Consider the following 17,894-nt stretch of genomic DNA (forward strand, 5'->3'; position numbering starts at 1 on the left):
AATGCGGGCTTAGCGGCCAAGATTGGTGAAGGCCAGCGTCAGCAGGAAACTGTTCCCCTTCCGCGCATCACCGGTATCGTTGTACGTCCGCCGCCACGTCGCGCCAAGCCGCAGGCAATCGTCTTCATACTGAACGCCGACACGGTGGCGGATCGGGCTGAAACCGTCGCTGACCGACAGCGGATCTTCCGACTTGTTCGTCAAATCGACGACTCCCGATCCGAAGGCCGACCAGAACCGGGCAAACTGGACACGGCCGGCGACGCGGATTTCCTCTCGGTCGCGCAAATCCTCGATCGCGGCGTCGATGTTGCGGTTGAGCTTTAGATAGCCGACGAGCACGTAAGTCGCGCGCGACCCGATCGTGGCGTCAACCTCGTTGCGGCGGATCGCCAGGCTGTCCTTGTCGAGCCGGTAGCGGTGCACCACCGAAACAAAGTCGCGAAATCGCAATTCGCTGCGGCCGACAATATCGGAGAACCGGTCGCTGAGCCCGGTACCGTCGGGCAGGATCGTCGGCCGCGTACCCAAGCGATAGCTCTGTCCGATATTCGTCGTGAACGCGATCCCCGGAAGGTCGAGCGCCCACTCGCCGCCATAAGTGGCGCGCGAGGAATCCTCGAACCGGTCATACCCGGCGAACCGGTTGAGTGCGAACAGGTTGGTGTCGTCGAGGTCGACGGCGCGCGAATCCTCGTTGGGGATGCGCGTGTTGGCGATGCTCGGCGCGGCGACCAGCTGGACACGCGGCGTGAACCGCTGCGTGCCGCCGAGGAACGTGCCGATGAACGGCCATTTCACGTCCACGGCCGCTGCGCCGATCGCCCGCTTGTGAAATCCTTCGAGTCCGCGATAACTGACGATCGAGGTCGCGTCGGTGTTGTTCGTGTTATAGGCGTCGGCGCGGGCGAATGCCGTGAAGGTGACCTCCTGACCCCAGTTCGTCAGGCGCCGAAGATCCCATTGCGCGCTGGCGAACGCGCGCTGCGTGTCCTGTCCGTCGGTGCGTGTCAGCGCCAGCGTGTTGAGCTGGAGCTGGACGCGGCCCCCGACCAGTCCATCGTCGAAGCGCTTGCGATAGTCGATCTCGGGAAGCGCGATCGGCTGCTGACCCTGGCTGTCATTGACGCGCAGCGTCTGGACGTACCAGCCGGTCAGCGCGAAATAGCTGCTGTCGTCGATCCGCTCGAAGCTGGCCGTGCTGCGCAACCGGTCGTCGCGCGAGATGTCGTAGCGCCGCAGGAACGTCCGGTCGGTCGTTAGGCGGAGCGAGCCGCTGACACTCCAGTTGGGCGTCAGCTGATAGCGCGCCATGCCGTCGAGATAGCCGCGGAACGCCATGCTGGTGTCCGCCGAATTTGCCGTGGTCAGATCGTCGCTTCGGCGGCTTTCGGTCGCATAGGCGCGCAGGCTGAACGCGCCCCTGGTGCTCAGCGCGGAATAATCGGCCTGGAGCATCGGCAGCACGCTGGTGTAGAGATGCGGCGTGATGACCAGGCCCTGGTTGGGCGCGAGCTTCACATAATAGGGAATGCTGACTTCGAAACCGTTGACCCGGCTATATCCGCCATTGGGGGATAGCAGCCCGCTGTCGCTGCCCCCGCCGACGGGATTCGAGAATTTGGGTAGCGGCAGGCTGGGAAGGCCGAACAGGTGCAGGCGCGCGCCGGCGTAATAAATCCGCTTGCGGTCGGGGCGATAGGTGACGCTGACCGCGGTTATCTTCCACGTTGGCTCCTTGGGGCAACCGGCCGAGTTGACGACGGCGCAGGGCGTATATGCGGCACTGCGCAGTTCGACCGTGCCATCAGCCTCGCGCGTCCCTTGCTTGGCGGCCAGCCTGCCGCCCTGTTCGAGCACGACGAGCATATTGTCGACGACGCCGTCTTTCAGCGAGTCGGTCAGCTCGATCGAGTCGCCATAGGCAATGTCGCCCTGGGGGTTGGTGACCGCGATATTGCCCGTCGCAAGAACCTTGCCCGTCTTGCGGTTCCACACCACTTTGTCGGCGCGCAGCCGATCGCCCTGGCGGAACATGCGGACCTCGCCAGTTGCCGTGACGATGTCGGCGTCAGTGTCATATTCAAGACCGCTGGCGCTGAACTGCACCTGATCCGGATCCGTTGGGGTCGATGAGGTCGGCGGTTCCGGAAGGGGCGGCGCTGCCGGACGCGCCTGGAGATCCTGCGCGCGCGCGGACGCTGGAAGCAGTCCCGATGCGAGCAAGGCGAGCGACAGGGCGCAACCCGCCATAAGGTCGATACGCAACACGATCCGAACCAACCCCTTTTGGAACTGCGGCCGGTCGCCGCCATACCGCGCCGCCTATCGCATCGTCCGCGCGTTGCTGCAATCGCCGTGCGTCGGATCACGGCTATCCACAGCCTTGATCGGCCGCGACCTTGCTTTGCCGCCTCCGCAGCATCAGCTTAGGGGCATCTAGCCCAGTCTATTCAATGTTTTTCGAGGTCCCCATGCAGATCGATTTCACCCCCGTCGCCAAGCCCGATGCGGCCATTCTCGCCGTGCCCGTTGCCAAGGACGGACTGTCCAAGACGCGATGGACCGCGATCGGGGATAGCGTCGAGGCGGTAGCGACGCAGGCCGCGGCCGCTGCCCGCTTCACCGGCGAAGCGGGGGCGATCATCGAGGTCTTCGTTCCGGTCGCGGACACGGTACGCCACCTCCTGTTCGTTGGCGTCGGTGCAGGCAGCGATGCGGATTGGGGGAAAGCGGGCGGTGCGGTCACCGCGCGCCTGCTGACGTCAGGCGCCATTGCTGTAACGATCGACCTGGGTGCCGCCTCGACGCCCCCGAGTGCTGCGGCTGCCGCCCGGTTCGCCGCAGCGGCCCTGCAGCGCGCATGGCGTTACGACACGTATCGCACCAAGCTTGCCGAGACGTCGAAGCCCAGCTTGACGACATTCACGATCGCCGGTGCGCCCGAAGGCACCGACGCGGCATGGGCCGAGCAGGCCGCGGTAAGTGGTGGCATGGACCTGACGCGGTGGCTCGTCACATCGCCGCCAAACATCGTCTACCCCGAGAGCTTCGTCGAGAAGGTGACGAAGGACATCGAAGGGCTGGGGCTCGAAATCACCGTCCTCGACGAAGCGCAGATGGCGGAACTCGGCATGGGTTCGCTGCTGAGCGTCAGCCAGGGCTCGCGCCGCGAGGCTCGCCTGCTGGCGCTGAAATGGAACGGAGCCGCTGCCGACGTCCCGACGCTTGCCCTTGTCGGCAAGGGCGTGACGTTCGACTCGGGTGGTATATCCATCAAGCCTGGCGCTGGCATGGAAGACATGAAGTGGGACATGGGCGGGGCAGGGGCCGTTGCCGGCGCGATGAAGGCGCTCGCTGCGCGCAAGGCCAAGGCCAATGTGGTCGGCGTGATGGGGCTGGTCGAGAACATGCCCGATGGCGCGGCGTTGCGGCCTAGCGACGTCATCACGTCGATGTCGGGCCAGACGATCGAAGTCCTGAACACCGACGCCGAAGGACGGCTGGTGCTCTGCGACTGCGTGACCTGGGTCCAGAAGACGCATCAGCCTGCGACGATCGTCGATCTCGCGACGCTGACGGGTGCGATGATTGTCGCGCTTGGCACCGAGAATGGCGGCATCTTCGCCAATGACGACGCGCTGGCGGACCAGTTGCTTGCGGCTGGGACGGCCAGTGGCGACACATTGTGGCGCTTCCCGCTGTCGCCGGCCTACGACAAGCTGATCGACTCCCCGATCGCGGACATGAAGAATGTCGGCCCGCGCGGCGCAGGGTCGATCACTGCGGCGCAGTTCATCAAGCGCTTCGTCGACGAAGGCGTGAAATGGGCGCATCTCGACATCGCTGGCATGGTCTGGTCGGACAAGCCGGGAACCCACCACGATAAGGGCGCGACCGGTTATGGCGTGCGCCTGCTCGACCGTTTCGTTGCCGACAATTTCGAAGGCTGAACGGCACCTATCCCGTCATCCCGGCAGCGGTCGGGATGACGGGGGCACTTGGCCGGCAGTCTGAACTCGGGGGATGAGCATAATGCAGGTCGATTTCTACCACCTGACCACCCCGCTCGACCGCGTCCTTCCGCGAATCGCCGAGCGCGTAGTGCAAACTGGCGGCCGCCTGCTTATTGTCGCCGAACCCGAGGCGCAGCGTGTCGCGCTCGATCGGCTCCTCTGGTCCTATGCGCCGGAGAGCTTCCTGCCGCATGCACATATCGGCGCAGGTAACGACGCGGCACAGCCCGTTCTGATTGCCAGCGACGTGACGACGGCCAACGCCGCGCGCAACGTCGCGATCGTCGATGGTCGCTGGCGGGACGCGGCGCTCGATTTCGAGCGGGTATTCCATGTGTTTGACGAAGAGGCGATTCGCGAGGCGCGGCTGGCATGGAAGACGCTGGGCGATCGAGATGGTGTCGAGCGTCGGTACTGGAGACAGAACGATGCCGGCCGCTGGGAGCAGGCTGCCTGAAATTGGACGGCATAGGCGTTGCCTTGGGGCCGATCCGCGCCTAAGCGCCGCGCATCCTATTTCCGTCAACACAGGAGCCCGTGACCATCATGGCCGCGAACCGTACCTTTTCGATCATCAAGCCCGATGCCACCCGCCGCAACCTGACCGGTGCGGTCACCAAGATGCTCGAGGAAGCCGGCCTGCGCGTCGTCGCGTCGAAGCGCATCCAGATGACCCGCGAGCAGGCCGAAGGCTTCTACGCGGTGCACAAGGAGCGCCCCTTCTTCGGTGAGCTCGTCTCGTTCATGATCTCGGGCCCCGTCGTCGTCCAGGTTCTCGAAGGCGACAACGCGATGCAGCGCAACCGCGACATCATGGGCGCGACCAACCCGGCGAACGCCGAGCCCGGCACGATCCGCAAGGAGCTTGCCGAGTCGATCGAAGCCAATAGCGTTCACGGTTCGGATTCGGACGAGAATGCCGAGATCGAGATCGCCTATTTCTTCAAGCCCGAAGAAATCGTCGGCTGATGCTCTGGCGGCTGCGACGCGCGACGGTGAACGATGCGCCCGCCCTCTCGCTCGTCGGAGCCGCCTCGTTTCTCGACGCCTACGCAACAGCATTTGCGGGCGTCGACATCGTCGATCATTGTACGCGGAACAACAGTGTCGCGACTTTCGCGGCGTGGCTCGACGACCCTGCAACGATCGTGACGCTTGCGGAATATGAGCCTGGCCATGCGCCGATCGGCTATTCCGTGCTCACGAAGCCTGCCTTTCCGATAGAGACCGGTCCTCGCGACATCGAACTGCGCCGTATCTACCTCATGAAGCAGGCGCACGGATCAGGTCTCGGTGCCGCGTTGATGGACCGGGCGCTCGCTGACGCGGCCGAGCGCGATTACGCCCGTGTGTTGTTGGGTGTGTGGGGCTTGAACGCCCGCGCCCGCGCCTTTTACGAACGCCAGCAATTCTCCGTGATCGGCACCCGGCCCTTCAGGATCGGGACGACGCCGTATACCGATCCGGTCTACGCCCGTGAAATCTGACGGTCGCAGGGGTAAGGTGCCTCGCTAGCGTTGTTGGCGTGTCCATAACGCGTCTAGCCTAGCCTGATCGCCGCCACGTTGCCTGAGCTTCAAGCCCTCCAGTTTCAGCGATCGGCCGAACGGAAACACACCGGCTTTCGTGCGCCAGATCACGTCGTAGATGCCGCTTGCCGAACCCGAGACATCGCCGTCGGTATAGGTGACGGCAATGAGGACCGGCAGCCGCCCGGCCTGATCGTCCGCGCCGCCGTCGGTGGCTTTCAGCAAGGCCTTTTCGAACCAGTCGCGTTGGATCTGATCCGTCAGGGCATCCTTGCGCTCGACGCTCAGCGCCGAGGGGAACGCGATCGTCGCCGTCTGGATGTCGTGCCTCTCGTCGCGCAGCAACATCAGCGAATCGCCATTCTCCGCCGCGACGGCTCGGATTTCGAAACGCCGGCTTTCGCGCTGTTCGCTGGCAAGTGCGCTCGCCTTCTCGGCCTTGTCCGCGTTGCGTTCGGACCAGTTGCTCCAGAGCGTGAGTGCCGCGATGAGCACGCCAGCGACCGCGAGGACCTCTGCCAGCGTCACCCAGCGGCGACGCGTTTCGGCGGCTTCACGCCGTTCGGTCGGTGTTTCGCGGCTCATCAGACGTCTGCTTTCGACAGGGCGTTCATCGTGTCACGAACTCGGCGAGCGTTCTGGGGTATAGCGCATGTTCCGCGGCCAGCACGCGATTCGCCAGCGCGTCCGCGTCGTCGGCTGGCAGAATCGGGACTTCGGCCTGGCCCAGCACGACGCCGCCATCGAGTTCCTCGGTAACCAGATGGACCGAGCATCCTCCTGTGGCATCGCCCGCCGCGATCGCCCTCGCATGCGTATCGAGCCCCTTATATTTGGGGAGCAACGAGGGATGGATATTGACGATCCGATCGCGCCATGCGGCGACGAATCCGTCGGAGAGCAGCCGCATATAGCCGGCCAGCGCGATGATATCGACCGCGGCGTCCCGGAGCGCCCGATCGATCGCCGCCTCAAAGGCCGGTTTACCCAACCCGCGGGGAGACAGCGCAAATGTCGCTATCCCCTCGGCCTTTGCCCATGCGATGCCGGCCGCCTCCGGCTTGTCGGACGCGACGAGCACCACCTCATAAGGGCAGTTCGCAGCGCGCGACGCCTCAACCAGCGCGATCATGTTCGATCCGCGCCCCGACAGGAGCACGCCGACGCGCGTTCTGTCAGCCATGAGTCGCGGTCCAGTCGGCGCGCGCGCTCCATGTGCCCGCCGAACCGCGCACGGTGCAGCCATGTGTCCCCGCCTCGATCCGCCCGATCGGGAATACCGTCTCGCCCGCGGCTTCCAGAGCAGCGGTGATCATCGTCACATCGTTAGCGTCGACGATAGCGACCATGCCGACGCCGCAATTGAAGGTCCGTGCCATCTCCTCGGGTTCGATAGCACCCTGCGCCTGAAGGAAGGCCATGAGCCGGGACTGCTCCCAGGCATCTGCATCGACGATCGCATGAACGCCTTGCGGCAGAACCCGTGGAATGTTTTCGAGCAAGCCACCGCCCGTGATATGCGCGAGGCCCTTGATGCGGCGCTCACGCAGAAGTGGCAGGAGGCCGGCGACGTAGATCCGAGTCGGCGCCATCAGATGGTCGATCAGCAGCTTGTCCTGATCGAACAGCGCCGGCCGGTCGAGTTTCCACCCGCGGTCGCTGGCGAGACGGCGGACCAGCGAGAAGCCGTTCGAATGCACGCCCGACGACGCCAGTCCGAGCATCACATCGCCCGCCGCGATATCGCGGCCGGTCAGCATGTTGGTCCGCTCGACCGCGCCGACGCAGAAGCCGGCGAGATCATAGTCGCCGTCCGCGTACATGCCCGGCATCTCCGCGGTTTCGCCGCCGATCAGCGCACAACCGGCCGTCTTGCAACCCTCTGCGATCGACGCGACTACGCGCTCCGCCACCGCGGCGTCGAGCTTGCCGCTTGCATAATAATCGAGGAAAAACAGCGGCTCTGCGCCCTGAACGATTAGGTCGTTCACGCACATCGCAACGAGATCGATGCCAACGCCGTCATGTCGGTTCCATTCGATCGCGAGCTTCAGCTTGGTGCCCACGCCATCGTTCGCCGCGACCAGCAAAGGGTCGACGAAGCCCGCCGCCTTCAGGTCGAACAGGCCACCAAAGCCGCCGAGATCGGCATCGGCGCCGGGTCGTCGCGTCGAGCGGGCAAGCGGTGCAATCGCGCGCACCAGCGCGTTGCCGGCGGCGATCGAAACCCCCGCTTGAGCATAGGTATAGGGCGTGGCGGTGTCTGGCGTATCGGTCATGATCGGTGCTGCTAGCCACATCGCGCTTGGATTTCCACGTCTGCTTCGCCAAAAGGCCCGCGTGATGCGTATCCGTGCCCTTCCCATCGCGCTTGCCGGCGCCGCGCTCCTGCTTGGCGGCGGGGCCGTGCTCGCACAGATCGAGGGCGGCAGCCGCGGCGCAGCGCCCGTCGATAGCGGGAGTGCGTACGAGGTCAGCGGCGTCATCGTCGACGTCGCGGGCCCGTCCGCCGACGCTGCCCGCTATGGCGGCTGGCGACTGGCGCAGCGCAAGGCCTGGGTGCAGTTGTCGAATCGGCTGGGCGGGGGCGGCGCGCTGGTGTCCGACGGCACGCTCGATTCGCTGGTTTCGGGTATCGTCGTCGAGAACGAACAGATCGGGCCGCAGCGTTACGTCGCCAAGCTCGGCGTTCTGTTCGATCGGACTCGGGCGGGATCGCTCCTGGGTATCTCGACTTATTCGGATCGGTCGCAACCGATGCTCGTCATACCGGTCCAATGGTCGGGCGGTGTCGGGCAGGTCTTCGAGCAGCGGACGGAATGGCAGCAGGCCTGGGCACGCTATCGGACGGGTAACAGCAGCATCGACTATGTCCGCCCGTCGGGGTCGGGCCCCGACCCGCTACTGTTGAACGTCGGCCAGACGCAGCGGCCCGGCCGCGGCTGGTGGCGGACGATCATCGATCAATATGGCGCCAGCGACATTCTCGTTCCGGTCGTCACGCTATATCGCCAATCGCCGGGTGGCCCGGTGATCGGGGTGTTCGAAGCACGTCATGGCCCCGACAACGCGCTGATCGGCCGTTTCACGCTGCGGGTCGGGACCCCGGACGGGCTGCCGCAGCTCATGGACACCGGCGTCAAGCGGATCGATGACCTGTACCAGCAGGCGCGGCGGAACGGCACGCTGCGGGTCGACTACAGCCTTTCGCCGCCGCCTGCGCCCGATCCCATTGCGACTGAGACCGTCCCGGGCGATGAAACGGCCGACGCCAATACGGCCGTCCTGACGGGGGGCACCGGCCTCTCGATCACCGTTCAGTTCGATACGCCCGCAGCGGCGGCCGTTACCTCGACGGAGGCGGCGCTGCGGGCGATTCCCGGCGTCCGGTCGGCCGCGACGACCAGCCTCGCACTCGGCGGCGTGTCACTGATGCGTGTTGCCTATGATGGCGATCCGGCAGCGCTCAAGGCGGCGCTCGAAGCGCGCGGCTATCAGGTGTTCGGTTCGGGCCAGACCATTCGGATCCGCCGCACCGCACAACTTCTTCCGCCGGACTTGCCTGCGGACAATGCGACGACAGGGTGAGCGCGGATCGAATGACTCAAATTGCGCTGCCGCTCGGTTGGCCGGCGGATCCCCGTGACGACGCCTTCCTCGTAACTCCTTCAAATGTCCGTGCGGCGCAGACGCTGGAGCATTGGGCGACCTGGCCGGTGATGACCGCCATCCTGACCGGTCCGCGAAAGTCTGGCCGCAGCCTGCTCGCACGGATCTTCGCGGCCAAGAGTGGCGGGACGATCATCGACGACGCAGAACGCGTACCCGAGGCACAGCTATTCCACGCCTGGAACCAGGCCCAGGAAGAGCAAAAACCGTTGCTCATTGTCGCTGACGCGGCACCGCCCGAATGGAAGGTCAAGCTTCCTGACCTGCGATCGCGCCTTGCTGCGAGCCCGATCGCGGCGATCGGTGCACCCGACGACGAGCTCATGCGCCTGTTGCTTGCGCATCTGTTCGAGCGCCGCAACGTCGATGCACGGCCCGATCTCATCGACTGGCTCGCGTCGCGAATCGAGCGTAGTCATATTACCGTCACGCGAACCGTCGATGCGCTGGATCAGGAAACGATGGAACGCCGCAAGCGCTTGTCCATTAATCTTGCACGAACCACCCTGACCGAGGCTGGCCTGATCCTACGGCCGCAACTTGCCCTTGATCTGCCGCTTTTCACGTCACCTTAAGCCCCTAGAGGACCGATGAACCGTCCAGCGCATATCGTCCGCCAAGCGGAAGACGACGACGATCCCATCGGCGCTCAGCCGAACGACCGATTTTTCAACCGTGAGCTTTCCTGGCTCGCGTTCAATCGGCGCGTGATCGAAGAGGCGTGCAATCCGGCGCATCCGTTGCTCGAACGGCTTAGGTTTCTCTCGATTTCGGGATCCAATCTCGACGAGTTCTTCATGGTCCGTGTCGCCGGACTGAAGGGTCAGCAGACGCAGGACGTCGATCGTCGCTCGGCCGACGGCTTGACCGCCGGGCAGCAGCTGACCGCGATCATCCGCGAAGCGGACGCGCTGATGGAGAGCCAGCAGGCGGTCTGGGGTGATCTTCGTGTGCTGCTCGACGAAGCGGGGCTGTTTGTCCTGCGCCGCGATGCCGTCGAGGGCGAAGCCGATGACTGGCTCGAAACGCATTTTCGTGAGCAGATCTTTCCGATTCTGACCCCGCAGGCGCTCGACCCCGCCCATCCGTTCCCGTTCATTCCGAACCGCGGCCTGTCGGTAATCTTCGACCTCGTCCGCCGGTCGGACAACGAGCCGGTCCGCGAACTGGTCATGTTGCCGCACACCATGACGCGCTTCGTGCGGTTGCCTGGCGAGCCCGCGCGCTACGTCGCGATCGAGACGCTCCTCAAGCGGTTCGCGCCGGTGCTGTTCCCGGGCTATGAGGTGCTTGCCGCCGCGAGCTTCCGCGTCCTGCGCGACAGCGACATGGAGATCGAGGAGGAGGCGGAGGACCTTGTCCGCTACTTTGCCAACGCGATCAAACGCCGCCGCCGGGGCCGGGTAATCCGGCTCGAGCTGGAAACCGGGATACCGGACGTGCTGGCAGCCGTGCTCAAAGATGAACTGGGCGGGGCCGAGGCGATCATCACCGAAAGCGGCAATCTGCTGGGCATCGTCGATCTCGACGGACTGGTCGAGGAGGATCGCCCCGATTTGAAATTCCCGCCCTTCACGCCGCGCTTTCCGGAGCGAATCCGTGAATTTGGCGGTGATTGCTTCGCAGCGATCAAGGCCAAGGACATCGTCGTCCACCACCCCTATGAGACGTTCGAGGTGGTGCTGGCCTTCCTGAAGCAGGCGGCGAATGATCCCGATGTCGTCGCCATCAAGCAGACGCTCTACCGCGCCGGCAAGCAACCCGCGGTCATCAATGCGCTGATCACCGCGGCCGAGGCGGGCAAATCAGTCACCGCGGTGGTCGAACTCAAGGCACGGTTCGATGAGGAGCAGAACATGGTCTGGGCCTCCGCGCTGGAACGCGCAGGGGTGCAGGTCGTCTATGGATTCATCGACTGGAAGACCCATGCAAAGGTCTCCCTGGTCGTCCGCCGAGAGGGGCAGGCGTTCCGGACCTACTGCCATTTCGGTACCGGCAATTATCACCCCGTCACAGCCAAGATCTACACTGACCTCAGCTTCTTTACCGCCGACGCGGCGGTCGGGCGTGATGCTGCGCAGATGTTCAACTACATCACCGGCTATGTCGAACCGACGGACATGGCCCGCGTCAGCCTGAGCCCGCGCGACCTCCGGAAGAATCTGATGACCCTGATCGACGTCGAGATCGCCAATGCCCGCGCGGGGCGACCGGCAGGGGTCTGGGCGAAGATGAACTCGTTGGTCGACCCTGCGGTGATCGAGAAGCTGTACGAGGCGAGCGGGGCTGGGGTCGAAATCGACCTCATCATCCGCGGTATCTGCTGTCTCCGACCGGGTGTGCCCGGCCTGTCCGAAACGATCCGCGTCAAATCGGTGATCGGCCGGTTTCTCGAACACAGCCGTATCTGGGCTTTCGGAAACGGGAAGGCGTTACCGAATGACGGTGCAAAGCTGTTCATCTCGTCCGCCGACTGGATGCCGCGTAATTTCGATCGGCGCGTCGAATACATGCTGCCGATCCTCAACCCGACGGTGCACGACCAGATCCTCGACCAGGTGATGGTCGCCAATCTCATCGACAACGAACAAAGCTGGGAGCTAGGACCCGACGGCGATTATTCGCGCGTCGATCCCGGCGATCGTCCGTTCAACCTGCATCGGTATTTCATGACCAATCCGTCTCTTTCCGGCCGTGGTGCATCGCTTGCCACGAGCGCAACCGTGCCGACGCTTTCGCTCCGTCGACAGCGATGAGCGTTACCAACCTCCTGTTCGGCACCGCGACGCCAAAGGTTGAGGTCGACGACCATCCGCGCACCGGGATCATCGACATTGGATCGAACTCGATCCGGCTCGTCGTCTATCAGGGGCCGCCCAGACTGCCGGCGATCCGGTTCAACGAGAAGGTGCTGGCGGGCCTCGGCCGCGGATTGGCGGCGACGGGCACGATCGAAAAGTCAGCACTCAAGACGGCTAAGGTGGCGCTTGCGCGGTTTGCCGCGGTTGCGCGTGAGATGGAGTGTTCGACGCTGCGGACGGTTGCCACGGCAGCAGTTCGCGATGCCCGGAACGGTGGTGACCTCATCGCCGCGGCAGAGGAGTTGGGGCTCAAGGTTGAGACGTTCTCGGGCGGACAGGAGGCGAGCGCTGCGGGCTATGGCGTGCTGTCTGCGATCCCTGAGGCGGATGGCATCGTCGGCGATCTCGGCGGCGGCAGCCTTGAGCTCGTACGCGTCCGCCGTGGCAAGATCGAGGACAGCGTCTCGTTCCCCCTCGGCGTGCTGCGTATCGGACCGATGCGGGCGAAACGCGGCAAGGTGCTCGAGCGCCATGTCGCGCGGCTCGTACGCGACGCCGGCTGGGCCGCACGCGGGCAGGGACTGCCCCTGTATCTCGTCGGCGGGTCATGGCGCGCGCTGGCGCGGCTCGATATGGAGTTGTCGGACTATCCGCTGCCGATCATCCATCAATATTCGATGACCGCAGCGACCGTCACGCGCCTCAGTCGCACCATCCCGCAATTGTCCAAGCCACGCCTGAAAGCCATTCCGGGCCTGTCGTCCGGCCGGATCGCGACGCTTGGGGATGCCGCCGCGTTGCTCGGCATTCTCATGCGCCAGCTTGGTAGCAAGACGACGATCGTCTCCGCCTATGGCCTTCGCGAAGGGCTGCTCTACGGCGACCTCAAACCGGCGGCGCGGGCACTCGACCCCCTGATCGAAGCCGCACGCGAGGAGGGGCGCCTGCTCGGCCGCTTTCCCGAACATGGCGATCTGCTCGATCGCTGGATCGCGCCGTTGTTCGTTACCGAACCCCCTGCGGTGGCGCGCTTACGCCACACCGCCTGCCTCCTCGCCGACGTGGGTTGGCGCGCCAATCCGGAATTTCGCGCCGAGCGCGGGGTCGAAGTCGCGTTGCACGGCAATTGGGTCGCGATCGACGCACCGGGTCGCGGTATGCTCGCCCAGGCCCTGTATACCAGCCTTGGCGGTGACCTGGCCGCCGCGGATCCCGTGGAGCGCCTGGCGACACCCGCAGAGATCCAGAGCGCAACGGCCTGGGGACTTGCGATGCGTCTCGGGCAGCGAATGAGCGGCGGGCTTGCCGGACCGCTCAAACGCTCGCGCATCACCGATGACGGCGTATCGCTGACGCTTACGCTGCTGCTCGCAGATCGGGGACTCTACGGGGAAGCTGTTGAGCGGCGGCACGCGGCGCTAGCCGCGGCCATCGGCCGGAAGCCGGTGCTCGCGATCGCTTGACCGGAGACGAACGCGCAATCAGGGTCAGGCGCAGGTGAAACGCTCGATCCTGCTCGCGCCGTCGACATAGACATTCAGGCGATCGTTCCGGAAGTCCATCGTCACCACGTCGTTCGGCGCGATCCACCGCAGCGTACGCGCGCCCGATCGGGCCAGCATCACATCCGCGCGCGCATCGCTTGCCCGCTTCCCAACCAGATCGCCCAGTGCCTCAATCTTGCACGCTGCACCGGGCGGGGTTGGCGTCGCAACATCGGGTGCGCCGTCGCGCATCTCGACCGGCATGCACCCCGCCGAAGCAAGCACGACCGCAAGCAGCGCCCGCTTCATGCCGCGTCCTCCGTACGGGTCATTTTCAACTTTCCGTTGATCACCGCAAAGGCCAGCCGGCCCTCGACCAGGTCCAGCGCGTCGCGGCCGAACTGGTCGAACCGCCACCCCTCCAGCATCGGCAAGCCCGTCCGCACGCCCGCGGCCAGCGCCTCGAGCTCGTCGGTCCTCGCAAGAAGTTTCGACGCTACATCAATATCTCGCGAGCGGATTTTGAGAAGGAGTTTGAGCAGATCCGCGACCAGCGAGCCCTCCTTGCCAAGACCCGGCTTGCGATCGTCGCGGGGCGGCAGCTCATCGTCGCCGAGCGGCTGTGCCTGCTCGATCGCGAGCATCAGTCGCGCCCCGATATCGTTGCCAGCCCAGGTGGCCGAAAGCCCCCGGACGCGGGCAAGGTCGGACTGTTTCCGCGGCGGGTGCCCTGCCATGTCACCAAGCGTCTCGTCCTTGACGATCCGCCCGCGCGGCAGATCCTTCGCCTGCGCCTCGAGTTCACGCCACCGCGCCAAGGCCTTCAACCGGCCGAGCACGTCGGGCTTGCGCCCAGAGATCCGAACGCGCTTCCAGGCCAGGTCGGGATCGTTCGCGTAATTGGCGATATCGCCGAGCCGCTCCATCTCCTGGTCAAGCCACACGCCGCGCCCGGTCTTGCGCAGCCGCTCGAGCATCTTGGGGAAGATCTTCGACAGATGCGTGACGTCGCCGATCGCATATTCGATCTGGCGCGCATCCAGCGGGCGCCGCGCCCAGTCGGTGAACCGCGCGCCCTTGTCGACCGCGATGCCGAGCCAGCTGTCGACCAAGTTTGAATAGCCGATCTGTTCGCCCTGGCCGAGCGCCATCGCCGCGACCTGCGTGTCGAACAGCGGGAAGGGGGTCTTGCCCGTGAGGTTATAGACGATCTCGATATCCTGCCCGCCGGCATGGACGACCTTCAGCACGTCGTGATTCTCGACGAGCAGATCGAGCAGCGGCTTCAGGTCGATCCCCGGCGCCATCGGGTCGATCGCCGCGGCTTCCTTGTCGTCGGCGATCTGGATCAGGCAAAGCTCCGGGTAATAGGTGCTCTCGCGCATGAATTCGGTGTCGACGCACACATAGTCGGCGTCGGCCAGGCGCGCGCACAGATTGGCGAGCGTGGCACTGTCGGAGATAAGCGGGTGGATATGCATCGCTCGTCCATAGCGAGGCTCCCCCATGTTGACAAAGGGGCGCCTTGACAAAGGCCGGTAGGGAAGGGAAGCGCGGGCCATCCAATTCCCGTCATCCCAGCAAACGCTGGGATCTCCCGTCGCAGGGCGCACCCTTGCTGCACGAGATCCCCGCAAACGCAGGGACGACGTATGAGAGACGAGACACATGCACGCCTATCGCACCCATAACTGCGCCGCCCTCCGCCCCGAACAGGTCGGCGAGGAGGTCCGCGTCTCGGGCTGGGTCCACAAGAAGCGCGATCATGGTGACCTGGTCTTCATCGATCTGCGCGATCATTACGGCATCACGCAGATCGTCACCGACGTCAGCGGCCCCGTCTTCAAGGTCATCGAGGGCCTGAAGAGCGAGAGCGTCGTCACGATCACCGGCAAGGTGACCTCACGCGCGCCCGAAGCGGTAAATCCGAACCTGCCGACCGGCGGGATCGAGGTCCGCGCGACCGCCGCGACCGTCCAGTCGATGGCAGGCGAGCTGCCGATGCCGGTCGCTGGCGAGGCCGAGTATCCCGAGGATATCCGCCTGCGCTATCGCTATCTCGACCTGCGGCGCGAGCGGCTGCACGCGAACATCATGCTGCGTTCGAAGGTCATCACCTCGCTGCGCAACCGCATGAACGATCAGGGCTTCACCGAATTCCAGACGCCGATCCTGACGGCGTCGTCGCCAGAGGGCGCGCGTGACTATCTGGTGCCGAGCCGCGTGCATCCGGGCAAGTTCTACGCGCTGCCGCAGGCACCGCAGATGTTCAAGCAGCTGCTGATGGTCGCGGGCTTCGATCGCTATTTCCAGATCGCCCCCTGCTTCCGCGACGAGGACGCGCGCGCCGATCGTTCGCCGGGCGAATTCTACCAGCTCGATTTCGAGATGAGCTTCGTCACGCAGGACGACGTGTTCAACGCGATCGAGCCCGTGCTGCACGGCGTGTTCGAGGAGTTCGCCGATTGGCAGGGCAAGGGACGCCAGGTCTCCGCCCTGCCGTTCAAGCGCATTCCCTACCGCGAATCGATGCTGAAATACGGCAGCGACAAGCCCGATCTGCGCAACCCGATCCTGATCCACGACGTCGGCCACCACTTCGTTGACTCGGGCTTCGGCCTGTTCGCGGGCATCGTCGCCGGGGGTGACGTGGTTCGCGCAATCCCTGCGCCGAACACCGCCGAGAAGAGCCGCAAGTTCTTCACCGACATGAACGACTGGGCGCGCGCCGAAGGGCATGCGGGGCTCGGCTACATCACGCAGAAGAACGGCGAACTTGGCGGCCCGATCGCCAAGAATCACGGCGAGGAAGCGACGCGCAAGCTGATCGCGGAGATGGGCCTCGGGCCGAACGACGGCATCTTCTTCGCCGCCGGCAAGGAACTCCCCGCCGCCAAGCTCGCCGGCGCAGCCCGCGCGCGCATAGGTGCGGATCTCGGCCTGATCGACGAGAACCGGTTTGAGTTCTGCTGGATCGTCGACTTCCCGATGTTCGAATATGACGAGGACGCCAAGAAGGTCGACTTCAGCCACAACCCGTTCTCGATGCCGCAGGGCGAGATGGACGCGTTGGAGAACAAGGATCCGCTCGATATCCTGGCGTACCAGTACGACATCGTCTGCAACGGCGTCGAACTGTCGTCGGGTGCGATCCGGAACCACCGGCCTGAGATCATGTACAAGGCGTTCGAGATCGCCGGCTACACGCAGGCCGATGTCGACACGAACTTTGCCGGCATGATCAACGCGTTCAAGGTCGGCGCACCGCCGCATGGCGGCTCGGCACCCGGCATCGACCGGATGGTCATGCTACTCGCGGGCGAACCGAACATCCGCGAGGTCGTGCTGTTCCCGATGAACCAGAAGGCCGAGGACCTGATGATGGGCGCACCAAGCCCGGTCAGCCCGCGCCAGCTGAAGGAGCTCAACATCAAGCTCACCGTCGATGGGCCGAAGGACCCGGCCAAGACGGTGACGCCCGCCGCTGGCTGACGCCGAGGCGGCTCGGCCGCCTCGGTCCTTTCCGTCCCGCCCCTAGTGGCCGCCTGATCTTCTGGAGTTTGCTTATGCCCATCGATCTTGCCCATTATGAAGCCGGCGACGCCTATGACGGCAAATACAAGCGCGACTTGGCAAAGCTTCAGAAGAGGCTTGAGCACATCCAGGTCGCGCATATCGTCAACAAGCGCCCCGCTGTGGTGATGTTCGAAGGGTGGGATGCGGCGGGGAAGGGCGGTATCATCCAGCGGTTGTCGGCCGAGTGGGATCCCCGTACTTACCGCGTCTGGCCGATCGCCGCCCCGAGCGCCGACGAGAAGGCACATCACTTTCTCTGGCGCTTCTGGAAACGGTTGCCGGCGGACGGGAACATCGCCGTCTTCGATCGGAGCTGGTACGGCAGGGTACTGGTCGAGCGGGTCGAGGAATTCGCCACGCGCCGCGAATGGGAGCGCGGCTATGACGCGATCAATGCCTTCGAAGCGGGACTGATCGAGAACGACACGACGCTGATCAAGATCTTCGTCCATATCACGCAAGACGAGCAGGATCGCCGGCTCGAGGCGCGGCTGCGCGACCCTTGGAAGCATTGGAAGACCGGTCTCGACGACTATCACAACCGGTCGCGACGCGAGGACTATCTCGCCGCGATGCATGAGATGTTCGCACGCACGGACAGCGCGGCAGCACCGTGGATCGTCATCGACGGGAACGACAAGAAGGCGGCACGGATCGCTGCGCTGACCGTCGTCGCGGATCGTCTGGAGGGTGGAGTCGCGATGGTGCCCCCGCCGCTTGATCCCGCCGTCCTCAAGGTCGCGAAAAAGGCCCTCAAGCTCTAATCTTCGCAAGGCGCAACCCCGCTTTTGGTCGCAGTCCTCTGCAGCTATATCCATT

Annotated in this window: 16 protein-coding genes; 10 read left to right on the forward strand and 6 right to left on the reverse strand. The window is 64.8% G+C overall.

The window, feature by feature from the left end; translation table 11 throughout:
• Positions 1–9: 9 nt before the first annotated feature.
• Positions 10–2,253 (reverse strand): LPS-assembly protein LptD, encoded by a 2,244-nt coding sequence (locus tag sphsw_RS01095; RefSeq protein WP_031439000.1) that lies wholly within the window; start codon positions 2,251–2,253, stop codon positions 10–12.
• A 221-nt stretch (positions 2,254–2,474) separates the two neighbouring features.
• Here sphsw_RS01095 and sphsw_RS01100 point away from each other — a divergent pair, with 221 nt between their 5' ends.
• From sphsw_RS01100 to sphsw_RS01115, 4 genes are all read left to right on the forward strand, one after another.
• Positions 2,475–3,953, forward strand: a complete 1,479-nt coding sequence (locus sphsw_RS01100; protein WP_031439001.1) for a leucyl aminopeptidase — start codon at positions 2,475–2,477, stop codon at positions 3,951–3,953.
• Positions 3,954–4,035: 82 nt separating this feature from the next.
• Positions 4,036–4,473, forward strand: coding sequence for a DNA polymerase III subunit chi (locus tag sphsw_RS01105; protein ID WP_031439002.1), 438 nt, complete (start codon positions 4,036–4,038; stop codon positions 4,471–4,473).
• Between the two features lie 89 nt (positions 4,474–4,562).
• Entirely contained in the window at positions 4,563–4,985 is a 423-nt protein-coding gene (gene ndk / locus sphsw_RS01110; RefSeq protein ID WP_031439003.1) for a nucleoside-diphosphate kinase, read from the forward strand.
• Positions 4,985–5,503 carry a GNAT family N-acetyltransferase gene (locus sphsw_RS01115; protein WP_031439004.1) on the forward strand — a complete coding sequence of 173 codons (519 nt, stop codon included), beginning with the start codon at positions 4,985–4,987 and terminating at the stop codon, positions 5,501–5,503. The genes ndk and sphsw_RS01115 overlap by 1 nt, the downstream gene beginning before the upstream one ends.
• A 24-nt stretch (positions 5,504–5,527) precedes the next feature.
• On the opposite strand, the gene sphsw_RS01120 is transcribed toward sphsw_RS01115, so the two are convergent.
• The 3 genes from sphsw_RS01120 to purM all read right to left on the reverse strand — a co-directional run bounded on the left by sphsw_RS01120 (position 5,528) and on the right by purM (position 7,824).
• Positions 5,528–6,040 carry a hypothetical protein gene (locus sphsw_RS01120; protein WP_235188239.1) on the reverse strand — a complete coding sequence of 171 codons (513 nt, stop codon included), beginning with the start codon at positions 6,038–6,040 and terminating at the stop codon, positions 5,528–5,530.
• Between the two features lie 115 nt (positions 6,041–6,155).
• Positions 6,156–6,728 carry a phosphoribosylglycinamide formyltransferase gene (gene purN / locus sphsw_RS01125; protein WP_031393388.1) on the reverse strand — a complete coding sequence of 191 codons (573 nt, stop codon included), beginning with the start codon at positions 6,726–6,728 and terminating at the stop codon, positions 6,156–6,158.
• A complete protein-coding gene (purM, locus tag sphsw_RS01130; protein WP_031439005.1) occupies positions 6,721–7,824 on the reverse strand; it encodes a phosphoribosylformylglycinamidine cyclo-ligase in 1,104 nt (367 codons plus the stop codon). The genes purN and purM overlap by 8 nt, the downstream gene beginning before the upstream one ends.
• Positions 7,825–7,888: 64 nt before the next feature.
• Between purM and sphsw_RS01135 the strand changes: the two genes are divergently transcribed.
• From sphsw_RS01135 to sphsw_RS01150, 4 genes are read left to right on the forward strand one after another with little or no spacing between them, the layout of a single operon-like run.
• Positions 7,889–9,133 (forward strand): heavy-metal-associated domain-containing protein, encoded by a 1,245-nt coding sequence (locus sphsw_RS01135; protein WP_031439006.1) that lies wholly within the window; start codon positions 7,889–7,891, stop codon positions 9,131–9,133.
• Between the two features lie 11 nt (positions 9,134–9,144).
• Positions 9,145–9,789 carry a DnaA ATPase domain-containing protein gene (locus sphsw_RS01140; protein WP_031439007.1) on the forward strand — a complete coding sequence of 215 codons (645 nt, stop codon included), beginning with the start codon at positions 9,145–9,147 and terminating at the stop codon, positions 9,787–9,789.
• Positions 9,790–9,804: 15 nt separating this feature from the next.
• On the forward strand, positions 9,805–11,970 hold the full coding sequence (locus tag sphsw_RS01145) for an RNA degradosome polyphosphate kinase (protein ID WP_031439008.1): 2,166 nt from the start codon (positions 9,805–9,807) through the stop codon (positions 11,968–11,970).
• The gene (locus tag sphsw_RS01150; protein ID WP_042466272.1) at positions 11,967–13,478 is read left to right on the forward strand and encodes a Ppx/GppA family phosphatase; all 1,512 of its coding nucleotides are present in this window, start codon (positions 11,967–11,969) and stop codon (positions 13,476–13,478) included. The genes sphsw_RS01145 and sphsw_RS01150 overlap by 4 nt, the downstream gene beginning before the upstream one ends.
• A gap of 24 nt (positions 13,479–13,502) precedes the next feature.
• On the opposite strand, the gene sphsw_RS01155 is transcribed toward sphsw_RS01150, so the two are convergent.
• Positions 13,503–13,808: an I78 family peptidase inhibitor gene (locus sphsw_RS01155; RefSeq protein WP_052148993.1), complete on the reverse strand. Its 306-nt coding sequence runs from the start codon at positions 13,806–13,808 to the stop codon at positions 13,503–13,505.
• Entirely contained in the window at positions 13,805–14,980 is a 1,176-nt protein-coding gene (rnd, locus tag sphsw_RS01160) for a ribonuclease D (RefSeq protein ID WP_031439011.1), read from the reverse strand. Before rnd ends, sphsw_RS01155 begins: the two co-directional genes overlap by 4 nt.
• 187 nt (positions 14,981–15,167) lie before the next feature.
• On the opposite strand from rnd, the gene aspS reads away from it, so the two are divergent.
• Both aspS and sphsw_RS01170 read left to right on the forward strand, forming a co-directional pair.
• Positions 15,168–16,991 carry an aspartate--tRNA ligase gene (aspS, locus tag sphsw_RS01165; RefSeq protein WP_031439012.1) on the forward strand — a complete coding sequence of 608 codons (1,824 nt, stop codon included), beginning with the start codon at positions 15,168–15,170 and terminating at the stop codon, positions 16,989–16,991.
• A gap of 74 nt (positions 16,992–17,065) precedes the next feature.
• Positions 17,066–17,839, forward strand: a complete 774-nt coding sequence (locus tag sphsw_RS01170) for a polyphosphate kinase 2 family protein (protein ID WP_031439013.1) — start codon at positions 17,066–17,068, stop codon at positions 17,837–17,839.
• The last annotated feature ends 55 nt before the right edge of the window (positions 17,840–17,894 follow it).

The sequence above is a fragment of the Sphingomonas sp. FUKUSWIS1 genome (assembly GCF_000733135.1).
GTDB classification, from domain to species: Bacteria; Pseudomonadota; Alphaproteobacteria; order Sphingomonadales; family Sphingomonadaceae; genus Sphingomonas; species Sphingomonas aerolata.